The 22,028-nt window shown below is 69.1% G+C and carries 19 protein-coding genes and 4 pseudogenes; 11 read left to right on the plus strand and 12 right to left on the minus strand.

The window, feature by feature from the left end:
* From MBEBAB_RS02705 to MBEBAB_RS02725, 5 genes and pseudogenes are all read left to right on the plus strand, one after another.
* Positions 1-663, plus strand: a 663-nt coding sequence (locus MBEBAB_RS02705) for a GTPase (RefSeq protein WP_045318732.1), incomplete at its 5' end; no start/stop codon positions are given.
* A gap of 51 nt (positions 664-714) precedes the next feature.
* Positions 715-2,648, plus strand: a pseudogene (gene mnmG, locus MBEBAB_RS02710) (tRNA uridine-5-carboxymethylaminomethyl(34) synthesis enzyme MnmG).
* Positions 2,645-3,268, plus strand: coding sequence for a 16S rRNA (guanine(527)-N(7))-methyltransferase RsmG (gene rsmG, locus MBEBAB_RS02715; protein WP_021696395.1), 624 nt, complete (start codon positions 2,645-2,647; stop codon positions 3,266-3,268). The pseudogene mnmG and the gene rsmG overlap by 4 nt, the downstream one beginning before the upstream one ends.
* Entirely contained in the window at positions 3,231-4,076 is an 846-nt protein-coding gene (locus MBEBAB_RS02720; protein ID WP_021696396.1) for a ParA family protein, read from the plus strand. The genes rsmG and MBEBAB_RS02720 overlap by 38 nt, the downstream gene beginning before the upstream one ends.
* 22 nt (positions 4,077-4,098) lie before the next feature.
* Complete coding sequence (locus tag MBEBAB_RS02725) at positions 4,099-4,968, plus strand: ParB/RepB/Spo0J family partition protein (protein WP_021696397.1); 870 nt, start codon at positions 4,099-4,101, stop codon at positions 4,966-4,968.
* On the opposite strand, the pseudogene holA reads toward MBEBAB_RS02725, so the two are convergent.
* From holA to cysS, 8 genes and pseudogenes are all read right to left on the minus strand, one after another.
* Positions 4,965-6,016 (minus strand): annotated as a pseudogene (holA, locus tag MBEBAB_RS02730) (DNA polymerase III subunit delta). The gene MBEBAB_RS02725 and the pseudogene holA overlap by 4 nt on opposite strands.
* A gap of 36 nt (positions 6,017-6,052) precedes the next feature.
* On the minus strand, positions 6,053-6,274 hold the full coding sequence (locus MBEBAB_RS02735) for a hypothetical protein (protein ID WP_021696399.1): 222 nt from the start codon (positions 6,272-6,274) through the stop codon (positions 6,053-6,055).
* Positions 6,274-6,837, minus strand: a complete 564-nt coding sequence (gene def / locus MBEBAB_RS02740; protein ID WP_021696400.1) for a peptide deformylase — start codon at positions 6,835-6,837, stop codon at positions 6,274-6,276. Before def ends, MBEBAB_RS02735 begins: the two co-directional genes overlap by 1 nt.
* A gap of 57 nt (positions 6,838-6,894) precedes the next feature.
* Positions 6,895-7,293 (minus strand): acyl-CoA thioesterase, encoded by a 399-nt coding sequence (locus tag MBEBAB_RS02745; protein ID WP_021696401.1) that lies wholly within the window; start codon positions 7,291-7,293, stop codon positions 6,895-6,897.
* Positions 7,294-7,325: 32 nt separating this feature from the next.
* Positions 7,326-8,558, minus strand: a complete 1,233-nt coding sequence (locus tag MBEBAB_RS02750; protein WP_021696402.1) for a DNA recombination protein RmuC — start codon at positions 8,556-8,558, stop codon at positions 7,326-7,328.
* 139 nt (positions 8,559-8,697) lie between these two features.
* On the minus strand, positions 8,698-9,105 hold the full coding sequence (locus MBEBAB_RS15500) for a retropepsin-like aspartic protease (RefSeq protein ID WP_081703390.1): 408 nt from the start codon (positions 9,103-9,105) through the stop codon (positions 8,698-8,700).
* Entirely contained in the window at positions 9,106-9,342 is a 237-nt protein-coding gene (locus tag MBEBAB_RS16010) for a hypothetical protein (RefSeq protein WP_148291417.1), read from the minus strand.
* A 103-nt stretch (positions 9,343-9,445) separates the two neighbouring features.
* Positions 9,446-10,855, minus strand: coding sequence for a cysteine--tRNA ligase (gene cysS / locus MBEBAB_RS02760; protein WP_021696405.1), 1,410 nt, complete (start codon positions 10,853-10,855; stop codon positions 9,446-9,448).
* A 225-nt stretch (positions 10,856-11,080) separates the two neighbouring features.
* Here cysS and folE point away from each other — a divergent pair, with 225 nt between their 5' ends.
* Positions 11,081-11,596 carry a GTP cyclohydrolase I gene (folE, locus tag MBEBAB_RS02765; protein ID WP_242397044.1) on the plus strand — a complete coding sequence of 172 codons (516 nt, stop codon included), beginning with the start codon at positions 11,081-11,083 and terminating at the stop codon, positions 11,594-11,596.
* Positions 11,597-11,858: 262 nt separating this feature from the next.
* Here folE and MBEBAB_RS02770 read toward each other — a convergent pair whose 3' ends face one another.
* From MBEBAB_RS02770 to MBEBAB_RS17105, 3 genes and pseudogenes are all read right to left on the minus strand, one after another.
* Positions 11,859-12,989 (minus strand): acyl-CoA dehydrogenase family protein, encoded by a 1,131-nt coding sequence (locus tag MBEBAB_RS02770; RefSeq protein WP_021696408.1) that lies wholly within the window; start codon positions 12,987-12,989, stop codon positions 11,859-11,861.
* A 3-nt stretch (positions 12,990-12,992) separates the two neighbouring features.
* Entirely contained in the window at positions 12,993-13,790 is a 798-nt protein-coding gene (locus MBEBAB_RS02775; protein ID WP_242397034.1) for an acyl-CoA dehydrogenase family protein, read from the minus strand.
* Between the two features lie 68 nt (positions 13,791-13,858).
* Positions 13,859-14,188, minus strand: a pseudogene (locus MBEBAB_RS17105) (acyl-CoA dehydrogenase family protein); the annotation flags it as partial.
* A 173-nt stretch (positions 14,189-14,361) separates the two neighbouring features.
* Between MBEBAB_RS17105 and MBEBAB_RS02780 the strand changes: the two are divergent.
* The 3 genes from MBEBAB_RS02780 (at position 14,362) to MBEBAB_RS02790 (ending at position 17,941) form a co-directional block, all read left to right on the plus strand.
* Positions 14,362-15,036 carry a bifunctional 4-hydroxy-2-oxoglutarate aldolase/2-dehydro-3-deoxy-phosphogluconate aldolase gene (locus tag MBEBAB_RS02780; protein WP_045318740.1) on the plus strand — a complete coding sequence of 225 codons (675 nt, stop codon included), beginning with the start codon at positions 14,362-14,364 and terminating at the stop codon, positions 15,034-15,036.
* Between the two features lie 65 nt (positions 15,037-15,101).
* Positions 15,102-15,944 carry a class I SAM-dependent methyltransferase gene (locus tag MBEBAB_RS02785; RefSeq protein ID WP_081703391.1) on the plus strand — a complete coding sequence of 281 codons (843 nt, stop codon included), beginning with the start codon at positions 15,102-15,104 and terminating at the stop codon, positions 15,942-15,944.
* A gap of 92 nt (positions 15,945-16,036) precedes the next feature.
* Positions 16,037-17,941: a M1 family metallopeptidase gene (locus MBEBAB_RS02790; protein ID WP_021696412.1), complete on the plus strand. Its 1,905-nt coding sequence runs from the start codon at positions 16,037-16,039 to the stop codon at positions 17,939-17,941.
* A 2-nt stretch (positions 17,942-17,943) separates the two neighbouring features.
* On the opposite strand, the gene MBEBAB_RS02795 is transcribed toward MBEBAB_RS02790, so the two are convergent.
* On the minus strand, positions 17,944-18,375 hold the full coding sequence (locus tag MBEBAB_RS02795; RefSeq protein WP_021696413.1) for a DUF488 domain-containing protein: 432 nt from the start codon (positions 18,373-18,375) through the stop codon (positions 17,944-17,946).
* Positions 18,376-18,642: 267 nt separating this feature from the next.
* Between MBEBAB_RS02795 and MBEBAB_RS02800 the strand changes: the two are divergent.
* Both MBEBAB_RS02800 and MBEBAB_RS02805 read left to right on the plus strand, forming a co-directional pair.
* A pseudogene (locus MBEBAB_RS02800) lies at positions 18,643-20,048 on the plus strand (amidohydrolase).
* Positions 20,049-20,147: 99 nt separating this feature from the next.
* Positions 20,148-22,025 (plus strand): ABCB family ABC transporter ATP-binding protein/permease, encoded by a 1,878-nt coding sequence (locus MBEBAB_RS02805; protein ID WP_081703394.1) that lies wholly within the window; start codon positions 20,148-20,150, stop codon positions 22,023-22,025.
* Positions 22,026-22,028: the final 3 nt, after the last annotated feature.

Below are 22,028 nucleotides of genomic sequence, written 5' to 3' on the forward strand. Positions count from 1 at the left end.
GTCCTGATCGGCGACACCAATGCGGGCAAGTCGACCCTGTTCAACCGGCTGGCGGGCCGTGAGGCCGCCATCGTCACCCCGACGCCCGGCACCACCCGCGACGTGCTGGAGGCCCATCTGACTCTCGGCGGCTATGCGGTCACCCTGATGGACACCGCCGGCCTGCGCGACACCGCCGACCCCATCGAGGCCGAGGGCGTGCGCCGCGCCCGCGCCCGGGCCGCCGAAGCCGAGTTGCGCCTGTGGGTCCGCGCCCCCGGCTTCGACGGCGCCGCCGTTGCCGATCTGGTCCAGCCGGGCGATCTGGCGGTGCTGAACAAGGCCGACCTCGAGGCCCAGACGCCGCCCGAGGGCATGGCGCATCTGGCGATCAGCGCCGGGCGGGGGGAGGGGCTGGAGGCTCTGGAAGCCCGGCTGGCCCGTCGCATCGCCGACGATCTGTCCGGCGCCGACTTCCCCGCCGTGACCCGGGAGCGGCACCGCATCCGGCTGGAGCGGGCGCGGGATCATCTGGCCTCGGCCCGGACCGCCATGGCTATCGGTCCCGAGGTGGCGGCCGAGGATGTGCGGCAGGCCGCCAACGCCCTGGCCGAGATCGTGGGCGAGGTGGGGGTCGAGGATGTGCTGGGCGAGGTCTTCGCCAGCTTCTGCATCGGCAAATAGGCCTGTTTCACGTGAAACATCGCCCGCCTGCCCACCGACCCTCGCGCAAGGATGACCGGGCGCCCATCTGATGCTATAGGCCCCGCCCCGAGTTCAGAGTCTCCACCCGTGACCCAATCGCCTGAAAACACAGTCTGGGACGTCATCGTCGTCGGCGGCGGCCACGCGGGCTGCGAGGCGGCGACGGCGGCTGCGCGCATGGGGGCGGCCACCCTGCTGCTGACCCACAAGCTCGATACCATCGGCGAGATGTCGTGCAACCCGGCCATCGGCGGCCTGGGCAAGGGTCATCTAGTGCGCGAGATCGACGCCCTGGCCGGGGTCATGGGCCGTCTGGCCGACCGCTCGGGCATCCAGTTCCGTCTGCTGAACCGCTCCAAGGGCGCCGCCGTGCGCGGCCCGCGCGCCCAGATCGACCGCAGGCTCTATCGCGAGGCCATGCAGGCTGAACTGGCCGAGACCCCGAACCTGACGATCGTCGCTGCGGCGGTGGAGGATCTGGTCATAGAGCACGGCCGGGTGGTCGGCGCCGTGGCCGACGATGGCCGGCTGTTCCGCGCCGCCGCCGTGGTCCTGACCACGGGCACCTTCCTGAACGGCGTCATCCACCGGGGCGACGAGCGCATCCCCGCCGGCCGCCACGGCGACCAGCCCGCCATCGGCCTGTCGCAGCGCCTCTACGGGCTGGACCTGAACATGGGTCGCCTCAAGACCGGCACCCCTGCGCGTCTGGACGGGCGCACCATCGCCTGGGAGCGGCTGGAGATGCAGCAGGCCGACGAGACCCCGGTCCCGTTCTCCTTCCTCACCGACCGGATCACCGTTCCCCAGATCGCCTGCGGCATCACCGCCACCAACGCCCGCACCCACGAGATCATCGCCGCCAATCTGGGCCAGTCCGCCGTCTATGGCGGTCACCTGTCCGGGCGCGGCCCCCGCTATTGCCCGTCCATCGAGGACAAGGTGGTGCGCTTCGCCGACAAGGACAGCCACCAGGTCTTCCTTGAGCCCGAAGGCTCGACGACCCCACGGTCTATCCCAACGGCATCTCCACCTCGGTGGCGCCGGACACCCAGCTGGCCTTCCTGCGCACCATGGCCGGGCTCGAGGCTGTGGAGGTGATCCGCTACGGCTACGCCATCGAATATGACTACATCGACCCGCGCGAGCTGGACCCGTCGCTGCAGATGAAGCGCCTGCCGGGCCTGTGGTGCGCCGGACAGATCAACGGCACCACGGGATACGAGGAGGCGGGGGCCCAGGGCCTCGTGGCCGGGCTGAACGCCGCTCGCGCGGCGTCCGGCGCAGACGCCGTGACCTTCGGCCGGGACGAAGCCTATATCGGCGTCATGATCGACGACCTGGTGACGCGCGGTGTGACCGAGCCCTACCGCATGTTCACCAGCCGGGCCGAGTACAGATTGACTCTGCGGGCCGACAACGCCGATCAACGCTTGACTGGCCGGGGTGTGGAGCTGGGTCTGGTGGGCCCCGAGCGGGCCGCCGCTTTTGCCCACAAGGCTCTCCTGCTGAAGGCTGCGGACGAGGTGGTCCGCACGGTCACCTTCACCCCCAATGAGGCCAAGGCTCTGGGCGTCACGGTCAATGCGGATGGCCAGCGCCGGTCCATCCGCGACCTGCTGGCCTACCCGGGTGTGACTCTGGACGCCTTCGCTGCGGTCGTCCCCGCCATGGCCGACTGGCCCGAGGTGGTGCGGGAGCAGGTGGTGATCGACGCGGGCTATGCCGGCTATATCGACCGCCAGCGCATCGAGGCCGAGTCCCTGCAACGGGAAGAGGCCCTGATCCTGCCCGCCGAGCTTGACTACGCCACGGTCGGCGGCCTCTCCAACGAGGTGCGTGAGAAGCTGGAGCGCATCCGCCCCCGCACCCTCGGTCAGGCCGGGCGCATCGAGGGTATGACCCCCGGCGCCCTGACGGCCCTGCTGTTTCACGTGAAACATCGCCGGACCGTGGCGGCGTGAGCCTTACCGCGGCGCAGTTTCAGGCCCTCAGCGGCGCGACCGACGCCCAGATCGCGGATCTGGAGCGCTTCCGCGTCCTGCTGACCGAAGCCAATCAGGTCATGAACCTGGTCGGACCCTCCACCTTGCCCGATTACTGGTCCCGGCATGTGCTGGACAGCTGGCAGCTGATCGACCACGCGCCCGACGCCCTGACCTGGGCCGATCTGGGGGCGGGGGCGGGCGTGCCCGGCGTGGTTCTGGCCATCTTCCTGAAAGGCCGTCCGGGCGCCCACGTCCATCTGATCGACAGCCTCGGCAAGCGCTGCCGCTTTCTGGAACAGGTGAAGACCGAACTGGATCTGCCCGCCACCGTCATCAATGGCCGGGCCGAGGAGCAGGCGATCACCGTCGATGTGGTCACCGCCCGCGCCGTCGCCCCCATGGACAAGCTGCTCGGTTATGCACAGCCCTACATGGATCGCGGTGCACAAGGTCTGTTCCTCAAGGGAGAAAAGGCCCCCGACGAGTTGAAGTCGGCGCGCTTATCCTGGCATTTCAAGGCTCAGCTCCATCCGTCGCGTCTCACCGACGGCCGGGGCCATGTTGTTCAAGTCCGGGGATTGCGCCGTGCCCGCTGATCGTCACCAGACCCGCGTCCTCGCGGTCTCCAACCAGAAGGGCGGGGTGGGCAAGACCACCACGGCCATCAATCTGGGCACCGCCCTGGCCGCCATCGGCCAGCGTTGCCTGATCGTGGACATGGATCCCCAGGGCAACGCCTCCACCGGTCTGGGCGTGGCGCGGGAATCCCGCACCGTCACCATCTATGACGTGGTGGTGGACGGCCGCTCCATCGACGACGCGGCGGTGAAGACTGCCGTGCCCGGCCTCGACATCGTGCCCGCCGATGCGGACATGTCCGGGGTCGAGATCGAGCTCAGCCAGGCCGATCGCCGCGCCTATCGCCTGCGCGACGCCCTTCGTGCGCAAGGCGAGGGCGGCCATACCCGGTATGACTATGTGCTCATCGACTGCCCGCCGTCCCTGAACCTGCTGACCCTCAACGCCATGAGCGCGGCGGACGCGGTGCTGGTGCCGCTGCAGTGCGAATTCTTCGCCCTGGAAGGCCTGACCCAGCTCATGAAGACCGTTGAGATGGTCCGCCAAAGCCTTAATCCGGCTCTGGAAATTCAGGGACTGGTGCTGACCATGTACGATCGGCGCAACAGCCTGTCGTCCCAGGTGGAGGCCGATGTGCGGTCCCATTTCGGCGACAAGGTCTATGACGCCGTGATCCCCCGCAACGTCCGGGTGTCCGAGGCGCCGTCCTTCGGCAAGCCGGCCCTGATTTATGACCTGAAGTGTGCGGGCAGCCAGGCGTATCTGCGTCTGGCGCGCGAACTGGTGGCCCGGGAGAAGTCCCGCCGCCAGGCCATCGCTGCCTGATTAGTGTAACGGAATCAAACAAGTGGCTGAACGTCAAAGAGGATTGGGCCGGGGTCTGTCGGCCCTGATCGGGGACACCGCCGAGGCCGTGGCCGCCGACATCGAGGCGCGGGTGGGCGTGCGCGACATCCCCATCGAGCAGCTGCATCCCAACCCGGACCAGCCCCGCACCCATTTCTCGGACGACGAGATCGCCGAGCTGTCCGCCTCCATCCGCGACAAAGGCGTGCTCCAGCCCCTGCTGGTGCGCCCGGCGCCCGGCGGCGACGGCTGGCAGATCATCGCCGGCGAGCGCCGCTGGCGCGCCTCCCAGAAGGCGGGCCTGAAGACCATTCCCGTGCTGGTGCGCGAGCTGGACGACGCCCAGGTGCTGGAAATCGCCATCGTCGAGAACGTCCAGCGCGAGGACCTGAACCCGGTGGAGGAGGCGCGCGCCTACCGCACCCTGATGGAGCGCTTCAACCGCACCCAGGACGTGGTGGCCGGGGTGGTGGGCAAGAGCCGCAGCCATGTGGCCAACACCCTGCGCCTGCTGGCCCTGCCGGACCCGGTGCTGGACCATGTGCTGGCCGGACGCCTGTCCGCCGGCCACGCCCGCGCCCTGATCACCGCGCCCAACCCGGACGAACTGGCCGACACCATCATCAAGAGCGGCCTGTCGGTGCGCCAGACCGAGGCCCTGGCCCGTCAGGCGGCCGACGGGCCCAAACCGGCGAAGGCGAAGCCCGCCATCGACCGCTCCGCCGACACGGTGGCCCTTGAACAGGATCTGGGCGACGCCCTGGGCCTCAAGGTCGAGGTCCGCGACAAGGGCGGCAAGGGCGAACTGGTCATCCGCTACGGCGCCCTCGAGCAGCTGGACGACCTCTGCCGCCGCCTGACCCGGTCCTAGAGCCCCAGACGCCGGGCCCGGCCCGCCACCTCGAGCAGCAGGCGCTCGGCCAGCAGGGCGTCGGGAGAGCCCGCGGTCTTGCAGGCCTTCTCACATTCCAGAGTATTATCAAGGACTTGCGACAAATCCTCGTGCCGCCAGGCGCGCATCTGGCGCAGCACCTCGCTTCCTGCTTCCAGAACACGCCCGCGGCCTTGGTCGCTTCCTTGGGCCCGGCGCCGTTGTCGGTCAGGGCGCGGATCTTCCTCAGACGGTTCAGGTGGCCGCTGACCGCGCGCACGGCGGCCACCGGGCTCTCGCCCTCCGCAAAGGCGCGGCGCACATTGGCCTGGGCCTGCGCCGCCCGTCCGCCGAAGGCCTGCAGCGCCGCCTCGAACAGGGACGCGTCCGGCTCCACCCCCAGATGCAGCTCCAGTTCGTCGGGACCCAGGGTCCGGTCGCTGCCGGGGCCGATGAACAGGGCCAGCCGCTCGATCTCCTGCCGCATCAGGCCCCGTTCGCGGGGCAGGCGGGCGGTGAATTGGGCCAGGGCGTCCGACGTCAGGCCCACCCGGTCTTTCGCGAGGGCCTCGCGCACCATCCGGGCCACGTCGCCCACCTCGTCCTCGTAACAGGCGATGCTGACTGCCGCTTTCGAGGCTTCGGCCGCCTTCCGCAGCGCGGAATCGCGGCCCAGCGCCCCGGCCTCCACCACGAACATGGCGTCGGGGTTGAAGCCGCCGTCGGTGTGGGTCTTGAGCGCCGCGGCCACGGCCTTGTCGGTGGACGCCTTGTCGGTGGACAGCCGCAGCCGCACCAGCCGCCGGCCGCCGGTCATGGACTGGGCCGACAGGGCGTCGTCCAGCGCCGCGCCGTCAGCCTCCACATCGCTGTCGGTCAGCAGGGTGACGTCGAAGGGGTCGTTCAGGTCGGGCACGATCTTCAGGCACAGGGCCTGGCCCCGCTCGCCGACGCCGCCCCGGTCCTTGCCGTGGATCACCACCGCCCGCACCGCCGGGTCCGGCGCGGCCAGGAACCGCTCGACCTCGGGGCGCTTGGCCAGAATCATTGGAAAAGGATCATGCGGGACGCCCGGCCGAGCCGGTCAGTCCCAGCGGGTGAAGACGCCGCCGCCCTCGTCCCATTCGCCGCCGGCGTCAAAGGCGTCGTCGAAATTCAGCAGCCGGTCCAGCACCACCCCGGCGATCAGTCCCAGCCCCGCCACGGCGATCAGGGTCGCGGCCGACCCGATGCCCGCCTTCTGAAGCCCGGTCAGAGGCTTGCGCACGGCGCGGACGGCCTTGCGACGGGCGTTGGCGCGGGCCATCAGGCCGCCACCCGCTCGCGCATGACCTTCTTGACCCGGGTCATGGCCCGGTCCCGGCGCAGCCGGGACAGGTGGTCGATGAACAGCACCCCGTTGAGGTGGTCGATCTCGTGCTGGACGCAGACGGCGTAAAGGCCCTCGGCCTCTTCCTCCACCGTCTCGCCATCACGGTTCAGATAGCGCAGCCTGATCCGCGCCGGGCGCTGGACCTCGTCGAAATACTCGGGGATCGACAGGCAGCCTTCCTCGTAGGGCGCGGTCTCTTCCGAGGCCCACAGGATCTCCGGATTGATGAAGAAGCGGGGGTTGGGCTTGCGCGCGTCCTCGCTCTCCGGGGCCTCGCCGTCCTCGCCGCCGTCGCCCAGATCCATGACCACGATCCGGCGCGTGTCGCCGACCTGAACGGCGGCCAGGCCGATGCCCGGGGCGTCGTACATGGTCTCCAGCATGTCATCCATCAGGGCGCGCACGTCGTCGGTCACAGCCTCCACGGGGGTGCAGACGGTCTTGAGCACCGCCAGGTCGGCGGGATTGTTCACGGTCAGGATGCGACGAATGGCCATGTCCCGGAGGTAGGCGCAAAGGCCCCTCCGGTCAAGAATTCCGACCGCCGGGCGGGGTCAGTCGCGGTCGGGCAGGGGCCGGGGCTTCCGGTCCTGATCGATGGCCACATAGGTGAACACGCCCTCGGTCACCCGCACCATCTCATCCTGACCGCGGCCCCGCTTCCACGCCTCGACCCGCACGCCGATGGAGGTGCGGCCGGTGCGGATCACCGTCGCATAGATGCTGACCTCGTCGCCCACGGACACCGGCTGGTGAAACACCATGGAGTCCACCGCCACCGTGGCGCAGCGGCCGCGCGCCAGATTGAAGGCCGGCGAGGACCCGGCCAGGTCCATCTGGGCCAGCAGCCAGCCGCCGAAGATGTCGCCCTCGGGATTGGCGTCGGCGGGCATGGCGATCATGCGGCCCACGGGCTGGTCGTCGGGCGGGCAGGGGGACAGGGCGTCGGTCATGGGCGCCGATTAGCCGCCGATGCGGCGCAAGTCTATTGCGCCTTGTCGCCGTCCGGCGCGCTGTCGATCAGTTCGGGCCGGCTCAGGGTGCGCGTGGATTGCTCCACCGGCGCCAGTTCGGGCAGATCCTTGCCCTCGTGGTCCACCTGCAGGTCCTCGAAGCGGCGGGCCTGCACCATCACCTGGCTCTCCAGCGAGCCCACGAACTGGTTGTAGCGCTTCACCGCCCGGTCCAGGTCCGCCCCCAGCGAGGAGGCGTATCCGCCCATGGTGGCCAGGCGCTTGTAGAGCTCCTTGCCCAGCCGGGCCACGTGTTCGGCGTTGGCGCTCTGCTCCTCGGCCCGCCAGCCGTAGGCCACCGCCTTGCACAGGGCGAACAGGGTGGTGGGGGTGACGATGACCACCCGGCAATCCATGGCGTGGGTCATGATGTCCGGCGCATGGTCCAGGGCCGAGGACAGGAAGGCGTCGCCGGGCACGAACAGGGCCACGAAATCGGGGCTGGGCTTGAACTGGTCCTGATAGGCCTTGGACGCCAGCTGGCGCACATGGGTCTTCAGACTGGCGGCGATCCTCAGCGAGCGAGCCTGGGCCCGGCTGTCCTCGTCGCCCTCCTCGTCGGCGTCGAAGGCCAGCGGCACCTTGGCGTCGATCACGAACATGCCGCCGCCGGGCAGGCGCACGATGAAATCCGGCCGGGACTGGCGGCCCTCGTCGTCGGCCTGCGACGTCTGCTCCTGAAAATCGAAGCGGCCCGCCATGCCGGCGGCCTCCAGCACATTGCGGCAGGTCTGTTCGCCCCAGCGGCCGCGCCGCCCGGTGTTGCCGCGCAGGGCCTCGGTCAGCTTGCGGGTCTCGTCCCGGGTCGAGGTGTGGGCGGTCATCAGCAGGGCCAGCTGCTCCTTGAGCCCGCCGGTCTCCTCGGACCGCACCTTCTCCAGCGCCTGCACATGCTCCTGAAACTTGGCCAGGGTCTCGCTGACCGGCTTCAGCTGGGCCTCCATGCGCTCGCGGGCCACCCGGTCCTGGGCCTGAAAGGTCTCGGTGGCGCGGGCCACCATCTGGTTGGCCACCGATTGGGCCGATTCCGCCGCCTGGGCGCGCAGATAGTCGGCCATGGAGGCGCGGGCGTCCTCGATCACCTCGATCTTGTGATGGGCGGCGTCGGCGGCGGATTTCGCCTTCTGCCAGCCCATGAAGGCCCAGACAAAGGCGGCCGAGGCCGCCACGAAAAGCCCGGCGAAGACGAGGATCAAGGTGTTCATGCTCCGTTCCTAGCCGGAGTCGCCCAGGCTGGCAAAAGCCGTGTGGGTCCATCCCTTGGGATACCTACGCGCCTTGGAAGTCGTGCTCAGCGCGCTGGGGTCGATGACGAGTCCGCGGCTGAGGATGGGGGGACGAGGACTAGCCGTCCCAGTCCTCGTAAATGGGCGGTCCGAGGCGGTGATAATGAAACCGCGCGTCACGGCCGTTGTAGGATGTGATGAAGTGGCGGAGAAATGATCGACCGAGAAGCACCCTGTTGCTCGGGTGTTCCATTTCGATGGCCGCCACGCGTTCCCAGTCATTGAATCCAAGTTCGGGTATGGTCACGCGCGCGGCATAAATGGTCGATGGAATGCGCGATCCATCAGCCACCTCCATCGTTGTCTGATCGACTGATTGCAGCCCCAGGCGCAGAGCCACCCTCCGATCAATGCAGATGGTGGAGGCTCCGGTGTCTATGAGCGCTTCGAGACTTTCGGAGGCTTCACCAGGGCCAGACATGCCGATTTGTATGATCGGCCCCGAAACCCAGATTTCCGGCCCCACCTAGCGGCAAACCGCCAGAAACGGGGCGCTGTCCACCACGCCTTCCGTATGCCGGATGAGAACCTGTTCTCCACGATGGTGGCTATCGGCGTAGCGAGCGGCTTCGCTGAAATCGGTGAACATTTTTACGAACTGCTCGTGGACCATCAGCACCCAACCGGAACCATGCTGTTCCCGAAGTTGCGAGGCTATCCCCTCATAAGCGACAATCTCACGCTCTAGACTGGCATTGGTCATGGCGATGTTACCGGCTTGAGTCACAGCGAATCGTAACACACTGAGATTCACGCCGGAAGGTTAACCGGCCCTTTCGATGGGCCTACGCCCCCGCATCGGCGCCCTAGTCCTTCAGCCGCCAGGTGGCGCCCGTGGGGCCGTCCATGACCACCACCTTCAGCTCGGTCAGGCGGTCGCGGATGCGGTCGGCCTCGGGCCAGTTCTTTTCGGTGCGGGCCTGCAGCCGCTGCTCCAGCAGGGCCTCCACCTCGGCCTTCAGGGCGTCGTCGGCCCCGCCCTCGAACCAGGCGTCGGGATCAGCCTGCAGCACCCCCAGCAGGGCCCCGCCCGCCAGCAGCCGGCCCTTGGCGGCGGCCACGGCGCCCTCGTCGCCGGCGGTCATGGCCCGCTCGATCTCGCTGGACAGGGCGAACAGGGCGGCGGCGGCGCCGGGGGTGTTCAGGTCGTCCTCGATCGCAGTCAGGAAGTCCTCGGACGGCTCATCGTCCGCCGCCGGAATGGCCGAGGCGCGGCGCAGGGCCTGATACAGACGGTCCAGATTCTTGCGCGACTGGTCCAGCAGCGCCTGGTTCCAGTCCAGCGGCTGGCGGTAGTGGGCGCTCAGCAGGGCCCAGCGCACCACCTCCCCCGGCACATGCTGCACCAGATCGTGCAGCAGCAGCACATTGCCGACCGACTTGGACATCTTCTCCGCGTCCACGGTCAGGAAGCCGTTGTGCATCCAGTATCGGGCGTATTCCTCATGGGCGTCCGGGCCATGGGCATGGCCGTGGGCGCAGACTCCCTGGGCGATCTCGTTCTCGTGGTGGGGAAACACCAGATCGATGCCCCCGCCATGGATGTCGATGGGCAGGCCCAGATTGGCCTCGATCATGGCCGAGCATTCGATGTGCCAGCCGGGACGCCCCGCGCCCCAGGGCGACTCCCAGGACGGCTCGCCCTCTTTCGACGGCTTCCACAGCACGAAATCGTGGGGATTGCGCTTGTAGGGGGCCACCTCGACCCGGGCCCCGGCCACCATCTCGTCCAGATCCCGGCCGGACAGGCGGCCATAGTTCTCATAGGCCGAGACGTCGAACAGCACATGGCCCTCGGCGGCGTAGGCGCAGCCCTTGTCCATGATGGCCCCGATCTGGGCGATGATGGCGTCCATGTGGGCGGTGACGTGGGGGGCCATCGTCGGCGCCAGCACGTTCAGGGCCGCCATGTCCTCCAGATAGGCCGCCTCGTAGCGGGCCGTGACCTCGCCGATGGGCGTGCCTTCCTTCGTCGCCTTCGCATTGATCTTGTCGTCCACGTCGGTGACGTTGCGGGCGTAGATCACCGCCCCGTCGCCGTACGCGCGGCGCAGCAGGCGGAACAGCACGTCGAACACCACCGGCGGGCGCGCATTGCCGATATGGGCGAAGTCATAGACCGTCGGCCCGCACACATAGAGCGTCACCCGGTTCGGATCGCGGGGCTCGAAGGGCCGCTTCTTGCGGGCCAGGGTGTCGTGCAGGTGGAGCGTCATGGGGTCGCGTGGTATCCGTTTTCTTGCGGGACGCACCGGTCGTCCCATATAGGCGTGACGCGGTGCAATAAACCGTCGGCGTCACGATTGGGAGCGTCTTGGGCTCCCGCCCTTTAGAAAGCGTGTCATGGACCTCCAAGCCAAGCCCGTCCTGGTCAGCAACGACGGCGACATCAAGCGCCCCAGCCGCGAGCAGGCCATGGACGCCGTGCGCACCCTTATCGCCTGGGCCGGCGACAATCCCGAGCGCGAGGGCCTGATCGACACGCCGAAACGTGTGGTGGACGCCTATGGCGACTGGTTCCAGGCTATGACGCCGACGCCGCGAAGGAGCTGAGCCGCACCTTCGAGGACGTGCAGGGCTATGACGACATGGTCCTGCTGCGCGATATCGAGGTGGAGAGCCACTGCGAGCACCACATGGCCCCGTTCCTGGGCAAGGCCTATGTGGCCTATGTGCCGGCCGAGAAGGTGGTGGGCATCTCCAAGCTGGCGCGGGTGGTGGAGATCTTCTCCAAACGCCTGCAGACCCAGGAGACCCTGACCCAGCTGATCGCCCAGGCCATCGAGGACAACCTCCTGCCCGCCGGGACAGCCGTGCTGATCGACGCCGAGCACCAGTGCATGACCACCCGCGGCGTGCACCACCGCCATGTCTCCACCATCACCACCCGCTTCACCGGCGTGTTCAAGTCCGACCCGACACTGCAGGACCGCTTCCTGAAACTGGCCCGCGGCTGATCCATCCTTCTCCCATTGGGAGAAGGTGGCCGCGCAGCGGCCGGATGAGGGTCGGGCCGTCCGCCCCCGGCGCGAACATTAAATTTGCGCCCACCCCTTCCGGCCGCCCGTATGATGGACCTCCATCACCAGACGACGGAGGGGCGATTTCGGACAATTCGCACTATTCAGACCCTGTTTTTTTCGGCTCGGGGTCTGGATTTCGTACAATTCGCATTATTCGCACCCTGTTTTTTGTCCCGCCGGAGTCTGAAATCCGTCCTCAGTAGCCCCCCGCCCGGGCCACCCGGTTGGCGTGGAAGCCATGGTCGCCCATGAGCTCGTTCAGGACGCGGACCCGCTTCATGTACAGGCCCACGTCGTACTCGTCGGTCATGCCGACGCCGCCGTGCATCTGCACCGCCTCCTGCACGCACAGCTCGGCCACGCGCCCGGCCTTGGCCTTGGCCACCGACACGGCGAAGGCGGCGTCCTCGTCGCCCGCGTCCAGCTTCTGCAGGGCGGCCAGGGTCGCGGCGCGCACGATCTCCAGCTCGGTGAAGACATGGGCGGCGCGGTGCTGCAGGGCCTGGAACTCGCCGATCAGCTTGCCGAACTGCTTGCGGGTCTTCAGGTACTCGGCGGTGATCTTGAACGCCTGATCCCCCGCTCCCAGCAGGGACGAGGCGGCGCAGGCTCGCCCCAGGTTCAGGACGCGCTCGAGGATCTCGCCGCCCCCGTCCACCGGCCCCAGCACGGCGTCGGCGGTGACCTCCACGTCGGTCAGGGTCACCCGGGCGGCGTTGTGGGCGTCCACCATGGCGGTGCGCTCGATCTGAAGCCCTGCGGTCTTGGGGTCGATCAGGAACAGGGTCAGGCCGTCCATGCCCTCTCCCGATGTGCGGGCCGCCACGATCACGGCGTCAGCCACATGGCCGTCCAGCACGAAGCCCTTGTTTCCATTCAGTTTGAAGCCGTTGCCGGAGCGCTCGGCGGTGGTCCGGATGCGGTGCGGGGCGTGCTTGCCGGCCTCGTCCACGGCCAGCGAAACCATGGCCTCGCCCGCCGCGATCCTCGGCAGCCAGGCCGCCTGCTGCTCGCCCGATCCGGCCTTCAGGGCCGTGGCCGCCAGCACGCCGGACGACAGGAAGGGCGAGGGCGTCAGGGTCCGCCCCAGCGCCTCGGCCACCACCCCGGCCTCCACCGCGCCCAGGCCCGACCCGCCCTGGTCCTCGGGGATCAGCACGCCGGAGAAGCCCATCTCGCCGAAGGATCGCCACAGGTCCCGCGAGACCCCGTCGGCGTCATGGCTGTCGCGCAGCTTGCGCAGGTGGGCGATGGGCGCGTGCTCGTTGAGGAAGCCGTCGGCGGCCTCCGCCAGCATCTGCTGTTCGTCGGAAAGGATCAGGGGCATGGGTCAGGCTCCCGGCAGCTGAAGCAGATGCTTGGCGATGATGTTGAGCTGGATCTCGGAGGTCCCGCCCTCGATGGAATTGGCCTTGGTGCGCAGCCAGTCGCGGGCCGCGGCGCCGTCGCGGGACCGCTCGCCTTCCCACTCCAGCGCATCGGCCCCGCCTGCGGCCATCAGCAGCTCGTGGCGGCGCTTGTTCAGCTCCGAGCCGTAATACTTCAGCACCGAGGACAGGGCCGGATGGGCGCGCCCCGCCTTGGCCAGATCGCCGGTGCGCTCCAGCGCCAGACGGAAGGCCGCGCCGTCCACGTCCAGCTCGGCGATGCGGGCGCGCAGCATGGGGTCGTCCAGCCGCCCGGCCTCGTCCAGTCCCACCGCCTTGGCCGCCGTCCGGCCCAGGGCGGCCCCACCCATGACCTCGCCCATGGCGCCGATCATGGTCCGTTCGTGGGCCAGCAGATATTTGGCCACGTCCCAGCCCCGGTTCAGCTCGCCAACGAGGTTCGCCTTCTCCACCCGCACGTCGTCGAAGAAGGTCTCGCAGAAGGGCGACTTGCCCGAAATCAGGGTGATGGGCCGGGTCGAGACGCCCGGCGTGGTCATGTCGAACAGCACGAAGGAGATGCCCTTGTGCTTGGGCGCCTCGGGGTCGGTGCGCACCAGGCAGAAGATCCAGTCCGCCTTGTCGGCGTAGGAGGTCCACACCTTCTGCCCGTTGACGATCCAGTGGTCGCCCCGGTCCTCCGCCCGCGTCTGGATCCCCGCCAGGTCCGACCCGCGCCCGGCTCCGAATACCCCTGGCACCAGCGGATCTCGCCGCGCACGATCTCGGGCAGGAAGCGCTTCTTCTGCTCCTCCGTGCCGAAGGCCAGCAGGGCCGGGCCCAGCATCCAGACGCCGAAGCTGTTCAGGGCCGGCTGGGCCTTGATGCGGCGCAGCTCCGAGGCCAGCACCTTGGCCTGCTCACGGCTCAGCCCGCCGCCGCCGTATTCGCGGGGCCACTCCGGCGCCGTCCAGCCGCGCTCGCCCATGGTCCGCATCCAGCGCTCGTGGGCCGGGGTGGCGAAGACGGCGTTGCGGCCGCCCCAGATCATGTCCGCCTCGGACGGCATGGGTTCGCGCACCTCGGCCGGGCAGTTCGCCTCCAGCCAGGCGCGGGTCTCGGCGCGGAATGTCTCCAGATCGGATGCGGGTTCGCTCATGGGGTCCTCCGTGACCGCTCGACCGGCGGCCTTCGTCCTGAAGCCTAGCGGGTCGGTGGTCAAAAGCTACCCTCTACGAATGATCGGGAGAAACGCGGTGTGATCCATCGGTGCTTGACGCAACCGTTCAATCCGGCGACCTGATCCCGCCACAGAACAAGGAAACCGGTCCCATGCGTCACGATCGTCTGAGCGTCCTGCAGCAGCTTGAGCGCCAGGGCGTGGTGCCGGTGTTCTATCACCCGGACGTGGAGACCTGCATCGCGGTCATCGAGGCCTGCGCCAAGGGCGGCGCCCCGGCCGTGGAGTTCACCAACCGCGGAGACTTCGCGGCTCACGTGTTCCTCGAGGTCAGCCGTCATTTCGCCAAGGCGAACCCCGATGTGATCATGGGCGTAGGCTCCATCGTCGACGCCCCCACCGCCGGGCTCTACATCGCCGGCGGCGCGCGCTTCATCGTCGGGCCGATGCTGAACCCCGAGGTGGCGCGCCTGTGCAACCGTCGCATGATCGCCTATTCGCCCGGCTGCGGCTCGGCCACCGAGATCTCCGACGCCCAGGAGTTGGGCTGCGACATCGTCAAGGTGTTCCCCGGCTCGTCCGTGGGCGGCCCGGACTTCGTCAAGGCGGTGCGCGGCCCCATGCCCTGGACCAAGATCATGCCCACCGGCGGCGTGGACCCGGACGCGGCCTCCATCGAAAAATGGTTCGGCGCCGGCATCGTGGCGGCGGGCATGGGCTCCAAGCTGATCACCGACGCCGCCGTGAAGTCCGGCGACTGGGCCGGCATCGAGGCCAAGGTGCGCGAGACCGTCACCGCCATCGCCGACTTCCGCCGCAAGGCCTGAAACAAGCCGCGTGACAGAGGGCCCGTTTGGCGCATATTGGCGCAATCTCCCCCAGGATTGCGTTCATGACCGCCCAACGAATCGAAGCCGGTCGACAGCCCTTGCTGATCACGCGTTGCTGTCCGCTGTGCGGCCGCGACAACGCAGACCAACCGACCCTGGACATCGCGCCGGACGAGTGGCGCATGAAGACCTGTCCGGACTGCGACATGACCTATCTGGAGGTCGCCCCGGACATCTCGGAGCTGTTCGAGACCTTCGCCTGGGAGAAGCAACACCACATCGAAAACGCGCGCCGTCACGCGGGCCTGGGTCCGGTCGCGCTCAAGACCCGCAACGCCTGGCGCAAATTCCGGCCCCTGCCGCGCAAGAACGTGGCGGCCCTGCTGGACCACTATGCCGAGCCGGGCGCCGTGGTGGACGTGGGCTGCGGCGGCGGCAAGCAGCTGGCCGAGCTGGGGCCGCAGTTCTCCCCCGTCGGCATCGAGATTTCACCCGCCATCTGCCGCGAGGCCGAGGAACGGCTGGCGGACCGCGACGTGCGCATTGTCAACGCCGACGCCCTTAACGGCCTCAAGCAGATCGAGGAACAGTCGCTGACCGGAGTGGTGATGCGCTCGTTCCTGGAGCACGACGTCACCCCCGTGCCGGTGCTGGAACAGACCTTCCGGGTGCTGAAGCCCGGCGGCGTGGCCATCCTCAAGGTGCCCAACTTCGCCAGCTGGAACGCCAAGGTGCGCGGCGCCAAATGGTGCGGCCTGCGCTTCCCCGATCACGTCAACTACTTCACCCCCGAGACCCTGTCCCGGGCCGTGGAGCAGGCCGGCCTGACCATCCGCGCCTTCGGCCCCAGCTACCGCCTTCCCACCAGCGACAACATGTGGATGGTGGCGGTCCGTCCGGCCTGAACCGCATCCTTCGCGGATTTGAACCGTTCGAGCGCCACGCCTAAGACAGACCATCACGACGCCCTGAAGGGCGCGCCGTTCAGGAACTCCACATGATCCGCCCCTCCGCCCTCGCCATCGCGGCCGCCCTGGCCCTGTCCGGCGGCCTGTCCGCCTGCGCCAACATGCCCATGACCGAGGTCGCCGGGCCGCAGGTCCCCACACAGGTGCAATACGTGGCCGACGCCCACTCCCACGCCCGGCCCGAGATCGCGCGCGTCCATCACGTGGACCTGAACCTGACGGCGGACTTCGACCGGCGCATGCTGGCGGGCACAGCCAGCCTCGACATCACGGCCGAACCGGGCGCGGGCGAGATCATCCTGGACATCCGCGACCTGGACATCCACGGCGTGCGCTCCGACGACGGCCCGCTGGACTACACCATCGGCGACGAAAGCCCCTTCATGGGCAAACCGCTGACCATCGCGATCCCCTTCACCGAAGGGCGCATCCACATCGATTACTCCACCCGGCCCGAGGCGGCGGCCCTGCAATGGCTGACGCCGCAACAGACCGCGGGCGGCCAGCTGCCCTATCTGTTCAGCCAGGGCCAGGCGATCCTGACCCGCACCTGGATCCCGACCCAGGACAGCCCCGGCATCCGCCAGACCTATTCCGCCCGCATCACCGTGCCCGAGGACATGAAGGCGGTGATGAGCGCCGAGATGCTGACGCCCGGGGGCGAGAGGACGCCGGACGGCCGCCGCGCCTTCCGCTTCCGCCTGGACAACCCGGTGCCGCCCTATCTGATCGCCATCGGCGTGGGCGACATCGCCTTCCAGCCGCTGGGCGCGCGCACCGGCGTCTACACCGAGCCCTCCATGCTGGAGCGCTCCGCCGCCGAGTTCCCCGAGGTCGAGGCCATGGTCGAGGCGGCCGAGGAACTCTACGGTCCCTACATCTGGGGCCGTTATGACCTGCTGGTGCTGCCGCCCAGCTTCCCGTTCGGCGGCATGGAGAACCCGCGCCTGACCTTCGCCACCCCGACCATCATCGCGGGCGACCGCTCGCTGGTGTCGCTGGTGGCGCACGAGCTGGCCCACAGCTGGTCCGGCAATCTGGTCACCAACGCCACCTGGGACGATTTCTGGCTCAACGAGGGCTTCACGGTCTATTTCGAGAACCGGATCATGGAGGCCATCTACGGTCCCGAGAGGGCCGAGATGCTGCGGGCGCTGGAGTGGACCTCGCTGCAGGCCGAGATGGCCGAACTGCCGCCCGAGGATCAGAGCCTGCACCTGAACCTGGCCGGCCGCGACCCGGACGAGGGCATGACCGCCATCGCCTATGACAAGGGCGCCTTCTTCCTGCGCACCATCGAGCGGACCGTGGGTCGTGACCGGTTCGACGGCTGGCTGCGCGGCTATTTCGACCGCAACGCCTACCGCCCCATGACCACGGCCATGTTCTTGGCCGACATCCGCGAGCATCTGATCGCCGGAGATGCCGCGCTGGAGGCCGCGCTTCAGATGGACGCCTGGATCTATGGTCCCGGCCTGCCGTCCAACGCGGTCCAGCCCGCCTCGAACGCCTTCACCGAGGTCGAGGCCCAGGTCCAGGCCTTCGTGAATGGAACCCCGGCGGCGCAGCTGAACACCGGCGACTGGGTCACGCAGGAGTGGCAGCACTTCCTGGGCACCCTGCCCGAGATCATGACCGACGCCCAGCTGGCCGATCTGGACCGCGCCTTCGGCCTGTCGGAAGCGGGCAACAGCGAGATCCTGTTCGCCTGGCTGATGATCGCGGTGCGCCATCAGTACGACCCGGCGGTTCCCGCGCTGGAGCAGTTCCTGACCGGCATGGGACGCCGTAAATTCACCCAGCCGCTGTACGTGGCCCTGATGGCGGAGGGCGACTGGGGCCGTCCGCTGGCCCAGCGCATCTACGAAGAAGCCCGCTCCGGCTACCACCCCATCACCACCGGTTCGGCCGATCCGGTGGTCCGGGCGGAATAACTCTAGAGGTTCACCACCTCGAAGCCGTCCTCGCGCGCCAGCCGCTCGGCCAGAACCGAGCGGTGGCAACCCGCGTGGTCCGCCTCGAAGCACAGCAGGGCGACGGGCCGCTCGCGCGCCAGATCGCGTAGCTGCTCGAACGCCAGCTGGCTGTCCGGCTCGGCCATGTGATCGGCGAAGATGGCGCGCATCTCGCCGATCCGGCCCTTGCGGGCGGCGTCGCGGCCCGACTTGGGCGTGCCCAGGGCGCGCAGGTGGACATAGTCGATGCCCGCCGCCCTCAGGCTCTCGTCCAGCACGGTCTTGGAAAACCCGGCCCGTCGCGAGGCGGCCACGGCCCGCACGTCGATCAGACGCTGGACCCCGGCCGCCTTCAGCCGCTCGATCACGGCGGCCTGGGGCTCGCCCTCATATCCGATGGTGAACAGTTGCATGCCGTCAATATGGAGGGTTCCGCGCTTGACGCCAGCGGCGCCGAGGGCTCCCCTGCGCCGAAAGGGAGGCTCTTCATGAAACCCATCATCCTCGCCGGCGCGCTGGCGCTGATGGCGCAGGCCGCCGCCGCCCAGGACATGATGATCCACGGCGGGCCGATCCACACGGGCGTGGAGGACGCCCCCGCCGCCGAGGCGGTGATCGTGCGCGACGGCCGCATCGCCTGGGTCGGCCGCCGCGCCGACGCGCCCCCGACCCCGGCGGACATGGCGGTGATCGACCTGAGGGGCGCCAGCCTCTATCCGGGCTTCACCGACGGCCACGGCCATCTGGCGGGCATCGGCGCGCGCGAACTGACCCTGAACCTGGAGGGGGCTGCCTCCATCGCCGAGGCCATGGCGCGCCTGTCGGCCTGGGCCGAGGCCAACCCGGAGGCCCCATCACCGGGCGCGGCTGGATCGAGACCCACTGGCCCGAGGGCCGGATGCTGGAGCGGACCGATCTGGACGCCGCCGCTCCGGGCCGCGTCGTGCTGCTGGGCCGGTCCGACGGCCACGCCCTGGTCGCCTCCACCGCCGCCCTGGAGGCCGCCGGGATTACGGCCGACACCGAGGCGCCCTTCGGCGGCGACATCCTGACCGACGCGGCCGGGACGCCCAACGGCCTGCTCATCGACGCGGCCATGGCGTTGGTGGATGATCTGCGCCCGGCCGACAGCGAGGCGTTCCGCCGCCAGGCCTATGAGGCGGGGTTCGAGGTCTACGCCCGCTACGGCTGGACCGGCATCCATTCCATGAGCGTGCCCATCGCGGACATCCCCTTGATGGAGGCCATGGCCGGGGCGGGCGAGGCCCCCTTGCGGGTCTACAACTCGATTACCCCGGAGGGCGCCGAGGCCCTTTTCGTCCATGGCCCGCGCGCCGTGGCCGACGGAAGGATCATCACCCGCGCCATCAAGCTCTACGCCGACGGCGCGCTGGGCTCTCGCGGCGCGGCCCTGTTCCAGCCCTATGCGGATGCAGCCCACACCTCCGGCCTGATGCAGATGACCGATGAGGACGCCCTGCCGCTGTATCGCGCCGCGCTCCGGAACGGCGTCCAGATCACCACCCACGCCATCGGAGACCGGGGCAACGCCCAGGTGCTGGACTGGTACGCCGAGGTGCTGGGCGAGGCGGAGGCGGGCGCCGACCCGCGCTGGCGCATCGAGCACGCCCAGGTGCTGCGCCCGGCCGACTTCACGCGATTCCACGACATCCCTGTCATCGCCTCCATGCAGCCCAGCCACGCCATCGGCGACCTGCACTTCGCGCCGGACCGTCTGGGCGACGCCCGGCTGGACGGCGCCTACGCCTGGCGCTCGCTGATGGACGCGGGCGTGACGGTGGTGGGCGGGACCGACGCGCCGGTGGAGCGGGGCGATCCCCTGATCGAATTCTACGCCGCTGTGGCCCGCCGCGACCTGAACGGTTTCCAGGGCCCGGACTGGCGGCCGGACGAGGCCTTGGATCGGGCCGACGCCCTTCGGATGTTCACCCTCGGCCCGGCCTACGCCTCGTTCCGCGAGGACGAGCTGGGGACCATCGAGGTGGGCAAGCGCGCCGATTTCACCGTCTTCGACATCAATCTGATGACCGTCCCGGCCGAGGACATCCCCGGGGGCCGCGCCTGATGACCGTGCTGGACGGCGAGATCGCCTGGCGCGCGGACGGCTGGTGAGAACTCCGCCCTTTCACCAAGCTGATCAGGCCGCCATATAGGCCCCATGGCGATGCGTGGTGAGCGCTCGGGCCGTCGACGCGCCGACCCGGAGGTCCGCGCGCAGCTGGCCGGGGTCGAGACGAGGACAGAAGGACCGGGGACGCTGGGCGCGCTCATGGATCTGGCGCGTCTGGTGAGCCGTTCGCGAGCGCCCTGGCTCAGGACCCGCCTGACCGGCGCCATTCTTCTGACCCTGATCGGCAAGGCGTTGGGCGTGCTGGCGCCCCTGGCCCTGGGCGCGGCGGTCAACCGTCTGGCGGCCGATCAGGGCGCCGCCGTCGGTGTGGCGGCGGGCTTTGTGGCTTTTGCGCTGGGCTGGGCGGTGATCCGGTTTCTGTCCTCCGCCGCGCCCCAGCTTTCGGACATGGTGTTCGCCCCGGTGCGTCAGGCGGCCCAGCGGACCACGGCGGCCGAGACCTTCGCCCACGCCCTGAACCTGTCGCTGGACTTCCATCAGACCAAGCGGTCCGGCTCCCTGTCGCGCACGGTCGAGCGGGGCTCGCGCGCCGTGGACTTTCTGCTGCGCATCCTGGCCTTCAACCTGATCCCCACCGGGCTTGAGCTGATCCTGGCGGCCGGCGTGCTGGCGGGCGCCTATGACTGGCGTTTCGGGGCCGTGGCCGTGGCGGTGGTGGTGATCTATGCGGTGATCACCTTCGCCATCTCCAACTGGCGGCTGGAGCATCGCCGCATCATGAACGCGGCGGATTCCGAGGCCGCGGGTCAGGCGGTGGACGCCCTGCTCAACTACGAGACGGTCAAGGCCTTCGGGGCCGAGGCCCGCGCCGCCGACAGCTATGAGCGTGCGCTGGGCGTCTATGGCGACGCGGCGGTCAAGGCCAACAACTCCCTGGCGGTCCTGAACATGACCCAGGGCCTGATCATGAACGTCGGCCTCGGCGTCATGGCGGTCATGGCCGGGTTCGAGGCGGCGGCCGGGCGCATGGGGCCGGGCGACGTGACCGCCGCGGTCCTGATCCTGATTTCCCTCTACGCCCCCCTGAACATCCTGGGCTTCGCCTATCGGGAGATCCGCCAGTCCTTCATCGACATGGAGGAGATGCTGAAGGTCACGCGCCAGTCCCCCCAGGTGGCCGATGCGCCGGACGCCCTGGACCTGCCACCCCCCGCTGACGACCGGGGCGGGGCCGTGGCCTTTGAGGGCGTAGGCTTCCAGCACTCCTCGCGCGCCACGGGTCTGGACGACATCAGCTTCATCGCCGCGCCGGGAACGACTACAGCGCTGGTAGGTCCGTCGGGGGCGGGCAAGTCCACCATCGTCAAATTGGCCCTGCGCCTGCTCGACCCCCAGGTCGGCCGGGTGCTGATCGACGGGCTGGATGCCCGGGCGGTGACCCAGGCGTCCCTGCGCCGCGCCGTCGCCCTCGTTCCCCAGGACGTGGCCCTGTTCAACGACAGCCTCGCGGTCAACATCGCCTTTGCCCGCCCGGGCGCGTCGGAGGCCGAGGTCTGGGCCGCCGCCGACGCCGCCGAGCTGGGCGACTTCATCCGGGGCCTGCCCGAGGGCATGGAGACGCGGGTCGGTGAACGCGGCCTGAAGCTGTCCGGCGGCGAGCGCCAGCGGGTGGGCATCGCCCGCGCCCTGCTGGCCGACCCGCGCATTCTGATCCTGGACGAGGCCACCAGCGCCCTGGACAGCCGCACCGAACAGGCCATCCAGAAGACCCTGCGCAAGGCCCGCGCCGGGCGGACAACGCTGGTGGTCGCCCACCGCCTGTCCACCATCGCCGACGCCGACCAGATTCTGGTGCTGAAGGACGGCCGCATCGTCGAGCGCGGAACCCATATGGAGCTGGTCGCCCGTCAGGGCGGCGAATACGCCTCCCTGTGGCGCAAACAGACCCGCGGCGCCCGCAACCCGGCCTGACCG

The organism is Brevundimonas abyssalis TAR-001 (genome assembly GCF_000466985.1).
Lineage (GTDB): Bacteria > Pseudomonadota > Alphaproteobacteria > Caulobacterales > Caulobacteraceae > Brevundimonas > Brevundimonas abyssalis.